Raw genomic sequence first — 5,291 nt, 5'->3', positions numbered from 1 at the left:
TCAGGGAAAAAGTACCTGAATTTTCCCCTCAATCACTCCAATGGTCGGCACTTTTTGAGGTCAAAAAAGTCTAAAAGTATTATCCAACAAGGTTTTTATATTTATTCAGCAAACCCTAACTATAATGAGCTATTTATACTCTTATCGCCATAACTTGACCCAATTATTAGAAGAAATTAATTTACAGAAACCTGCGATCAAAATTCCTACCTTTGTTACTCATGACTTGGTAGATACTTATCAAATTTGTCGTCTAATTGATGATTTCATTTTTGAATATTTTCAAGAAAATAGAAAAACAGACACAGACATTGCAGACAATAGGGATCAAAAAATCGATGATGCTTTGGAGGAGTTCCAGTCTAAAGTAGTTGAAAAAATCCTGAAAGAAAAACAGGATTTTAAAAATATATCTCTCAAAAAGAAGAAAGGATTTAAAAATATTTTTGAGTTTGCTCAATGTGAAAACTTGTACTTATCGAATAAATATGTCAATCTTATCTCGGAAAGTCTAGGTCATACTTTAGAAGAAATTGCTTCTATTAGTTCACAGGTTTTTGTACCAGAAAAAATTCTAAATTTTAAAATCAAAGGTGTGGATTTAGTAGTTTTTAATCAAGGAATAATCAAATACACTCAATTAAAAACTAAAAAAGATACTCTTACTGGTAGCCAGAGTGATCGGAGTATCAATGAATTTAAAATACATCCTAACTCAGTTTTTGCCGCTGCTTTAGATATGGGCAATTCTTGGACAATTAGCAAAACCAAAGCTAAAGAGAATAATATTGAGCTATTAGCAGGGCAAGCTTTTTGGTCAATGTTGGACTTAGATTATGAAACTATCCTGAATAAGTTAAAGATGACAGTCAGGAAAATCGAAAAAAAACTTTATCAAGTTTAGCTACTTTGATGTATAATAGAGAGGTAGATAAGTTGTTAATTATTGGTTATGACTCAGGTAAATCTACAAAAAGCCGCTAATATTCTCGGTGTAACTACCGCAGAAATACTAACATGGCAAAAGAAAAAATTAATCAAAGGTCAGAAAATCAATCAAGTTGATTGGTTATTTGATCTCGAGCAATTAACCAATCTTAAAAATAACCAATCCCCCAGAGAATTGAGAATTTTACAAACTGTTGAGCCAACTAATTACACAGTTATTGAATTATTTGCTGGTTGTGGTGGTATGGCTTTAGGTTTAGAAAATGCGGGACTAAAAACGCAATTACTGGTGGAAATTAATCAAGATTGTGTTAATACTTTAAGACTTAATCGACCGCAATGGAATGTTATAAATCAAGACATAAAAAAGATTAAATTTTCCAATTTTAGAGACAAAATAGATATTGTAGCTGGAGGTTTTCCCTGCCAACCTTTTAGTTATGCTGGGTTAGGAAAAGGATTAGAAGATTTGAGAGGAAGCCTATTTTTTGAATTTGCTCGTTGTTTACAGGAAGTGCAACCTAAAATCGCTATAGCCGAAAATGTTCGAGGATTATTAAGCAATAAAAAAGGAGAAACTCTGCAATTAATGCTGCAAGCTTTACAGGAAATCGGTTATTATGCTGCTTATCAAGTTTTATCGGCTCAATTTCTTGATGTTCCCCAAAAAAGAGAAAGATTAATTATTATCGCCACCCGTCAAGATCTAAATATTAAACCGATTTTTCCCCAATATAGAAACTATACTATTTCTCTGAAAAAAGCCCTAGAGAATTGTCCCAGTTCTCCAGGAGTAGAATATAAAGAAAGAAAAAAAGAGATTATGTCCTTAGTTCCCGCAGGAGGAAATTGGCGGAATTTGCCGATGGATATTCAAAAAGAATATATGAAAAATAGTCTCAAAAATCACGGCGGACGGACAGGATATGCTAAAAGATTATCTTGGGATGAACCGGCTTTAACTATTACCTGTAGTCCGGCACAAACCCAAACAGAAAGATGTCATCCCCAAGAAACTCGTCCTTTGACTGTGAGAGAATATGCACGAGTGCAGTCCTTCCCCGATGATTGGCAATTTACCGGTAATTTAACCTCTCAATATCGACAGATTGGTAACGCGGTTCCCGTGAATATGGCCTATCATCTTGGTGGCTGTTTAATTAATATGTTGCAGGGGGATTATCTGGGGGAAACACAGCCAAAAACCGAACAGTTAAGCATTCCGGGATTAGAAGTTAATTAATTTTGACTAAAAGTAAATAGTTTTTACCTAATCAGCAACAGCAGCAGAAAAATTAAGTAGTTATACTAAATCCGTTGAGTAACGCACAGAAAACGGGTTTCTCCGAGAAACCCGTTTTCTACTCATGCACTCATGCAAAAAGGGGAATGAATAATCAGTCTTTAATAACCAGATTTAGTATAACTACTTCTTGCATGAGTTCCTATCCTCAGCCAGAAATTGATTTTGTCCGATTTTACTGTCCGGGATCTGTAGGGTTGATTCATGAATCAACCCTACCCCACCAGAAATTGATTTTGTCCGATTTTACTGTCCGGGGGGAATAACCTCTAATGGAATACTTTCAGTTTCTCCATCTTTAGATGGATTGACATCGGGACTTTGTTCTGCATCTGGAGTTTTTTCCACCGCTTTGGTTTCTGAGGTGGGGGGATTTTCGGGGGGTGCTTCTGGACTGGGGTTATTTTCCGGGATGGGGGTGAATTCCACCGGGGTTTCCCTTTCAGGCGAGGGGGAAACTTCGGGGGAAGGTTCGATATTACGGGTACTTTCCGCGGGAGTTTCTTCTATCCGGGGAGATTCTGGGGTAGTTGCGGGGGTAGTTGCGGGGGTGTCTTCCCTGGTTTTTTGTTCTTCCTGGGGACAGGCTGCCGATTCTAAACCGAGATGACATCGGACTTCCTCCCGTCCCAAAGACACGGCAATTCCCGACACCGACATTAACAAAGCTAGGATGGGTAAGATATTGTTCATAAAATTAGACTTGATTCTACTCCTCGACATCACATTATCTATTTTAGATAAGTAGCTGGTTATAATTAAATTAAAAATGGATTTTAGGTTCGATCCCCCCTGCCCCCCTTGATAAGGGGGGTGCCGATCCCCCCTTAGTCCCCCCTTAATCCCCCCTTGATAAGGGGGGCATCTGATAATTTTTAACGCCTACCTACTTAGGATCGAATTGATATTGAGAACCCTTTGGCCCCTCATTGCCGCGATTAGCACGCACCAAGGGAACTTGATTAAAAATGTTAAAATCCGTGGTGCTTCCCTGCAAGGTGATTCCTCGATTTAAAGTTTCGACTACAGTAGCACGGTCAGAACTTTTAGCGATCGCTTCCCCTAATACTTTCATACTATCGTAGGCGGTAGCAGTACGCCAACTGACGCGACCGCGCCAACTTTTCAGCGCATCTTTAGCAAAAGGATCCGTTGCTTGGAAACTCCAAGGTACTGCTAGAACTAATCCGTCGATGCTATCTGCTCCTTGAATAAGGATATCGGGTGTATAAAGTTCATTTCCGCCTAATAATAGCATTCCAGACGATTCTTGGGCAATAGCCACGGCTTGATCAATGCGATCGCCATCTTTACTCAAGGCCAAAAATACCACCTTAGCGCCGGCTTGTCTTGCCTGATCTATGGCAGTTTTAGCATTAAAATTGGCTTTAGTTGTGTCTATTTCCTTAACTATCTTGCCTCCTGGTTGCTTTATTGCTTTAGCAAAGGAATCCCTTAATTTTTGACTATAGGGACTATCGGAATTATAAAAAAGAACCACTGAGGGAGACTTCTCTTGCTGACTAGCATAATTAGCCAAAGTTTTGGCCACTGCTTCCAGATAACTGCCTAAAACTTCCTGAGATTTATCTTTAAGGGGAATAGTTTTCAGGGTTGCATTTCCCGTTTGACTGACACTGGTAGTCAGGGGAGAAAGAATCGCTAATCCTTCTTTTTCGTAACTTTCAATCGCTTTTTGACTAAAAGGATCGATTCCGTGGCCCATAACTGCCAAAACTTGACCGGATTGAATCAGATCATCGGCTATCGCTTTTGATTGTAACCCACCACCATCATTAGCGATGACTATTTCCAAAGGATTACCCGGATTAGAATTATTAAACTCCTCTTGATACCTTGCCACACCTCGGAGAATTTCCTTGGCGCTGTTGGGGTCGTTAGCGATGGGGACAACGACGGCTATAGTATGTTTATTACCCTTTTGTCTAGCTTTGGCGTTATTGTAATAGATTTTGCCCTCCGGATCGTTTGCTTGGGGAGTGGCCGCCAGTTGGTAAACTGCGATCGCATTTGCCCAATCTTCCTTTTTAAAGGCCGCTGCGCCTTTTTCTTTGTTAGGAGTGGAATTAAGCAGTATTTTCTCACCTTGGCTAAATAAATCGGGATTTTTAGCCGTATTACTCACAAAAGTTGCCTTAGATTGCCTATCTGGGGTTTTTTCCCCGACAACTGGGGAAGTATCGGGTTTGGGAATGAGCATTTGCAATAGACTCCAACCCCCTAAACCTGCGGTTAAAGCGGTAATTATCAAAGCGAAGGGAAGTAACCAGTTAGATTTTTGGCCGACTCTAGTTGTACCCCCCGGGGACACCACCACCGTGGTTTTAACCGTCGTTGTTACGGGATCCATCGCTTCCCTAGGTAGGCCACAGATAGGACAATCAGGAGTAGTATTTTCGCAGGGTTCATGACCTCCCGCAATCGCTTGCGGATAAGTTTTACCATCTTTAGGGATACCGTCACATTGCCAAGTAGTCATGATTAGGGTTTGCTGAAAAAGTTTGTTGGTGGGGTTAGGAGTCAGGAGATAGGAGTCAGGAGACAGGAGACAGGAGATAGGAGATAGGAGTCAGGAGTCAGGAGTTAGTATTCTCCCCAATTCCCAATTCCCACTTCATAATTCATAATTCATAATTCATTATTCCCACACCCCACACCCCACACCCCACACCCCACACCCCACTTCATAATTCATTATTCCCAACCCCCCATCTCTCCACTTCCCCACTTCCCCATTTCCCTCTTAACTATTCCCTAGGGCCTGATAAAGTAGATAGAGGACGTTGTCGTAAGCTTTGGAAATAGAGGCCACCGATAAGCAGTAAAAAGAGGATATAGGCAACAATTTGACTGATATAGAGGTTTTGACGATAACCAAACAGAGATTTGAGGAGGAGTCCGGGGAAAGTGCGATCGCTCAAAATTTGGGAACCGTCCCAAACTTGAAAACCGAGAAGACAGGAGGAGGGGAGAGAAGGACAGAAATGGCGATAAAAAGGGTCAATTTCACTTAAAAGAC

At 40.4% G+C, this 5,291-nt stretch carries 4 protein-coding genes and 1 pseudogene; 2 read left to right on the top strand and 3 right to left on the bottom strand.

Annotation, left to right across the window (positions count from 1 at the left end; translation table 11 throughout):
- Positions 1–124: 124 nt before the first annotated feature.
- Both PX481_RS02455 and PX481_RS02450 read left to right on the top strand, forming a co-directional pair.
- Positions 125–904, top strand: a complete 780-nt coding sequence (locus tag PX481_RS02455; protein ID WP_002763247.1) for a hypothetical protein — start codon at positions 125–127, stop codon at positions 902–904.
- Between the two features lie 48 nt (positions 905–952).
- Positions 953–2,191 (top strand): DNA cytosine methyltransferase, encoded by a 1,239-nt coding sequence (locus PX481_RS02450; RefSeq protein WP_002763248.1) that lies wholly within the window; start codon positions 953–955, stop codon positions 2,189–2,191.
- Between the two features lie 306 nt (positions 2,192–2,497).
- Here PX481_RS02450 and PX481_RS02445 read toward each other — a convergent pair whose 3' ends face one another.
- The 3 genes and pseudogenes from PX481_RS02445 to PX481_RS02435 form a co-directional block, all read right to left on the bottom strand.
- Positions 2,498–2,944, bottom strand: a complete 447-nt coding sequence (locus tag PX481_RS02445; protein ID WP_043999476.1) for a hypothetical protein — start codon at positions 2,942–2,944, stop codon at positions 2,498–2,500.
- 193 nt (positions 2,945–3,137) lie between these two features.
- Positions 3,138–4,751: an ABC transporter substrate-binding protein gene (locus tag PX481_RS02440; RefSeq protein WP_288025213.1), complete on the bottom strand. Its 1,614-nt coding sequence runs from the start codon at positions 4,749–4,751 to the stop codon at positions 3,138–3,140.
- A gap of 268 nt (positions 4,752–5,019) precedes the next feature.
- Positions 5,020–5,291 (bottom strand): annotated as a pseudogene (locus PX481_RS02435) (hypothetical protein); the annotation flags it as partial.

This window comes from Microcystis sp. M53603_WE2, assembly GCF_030065435.1.
This window is presented reverse-complemented; position numbering and strand designations above follow the sequence as displayed.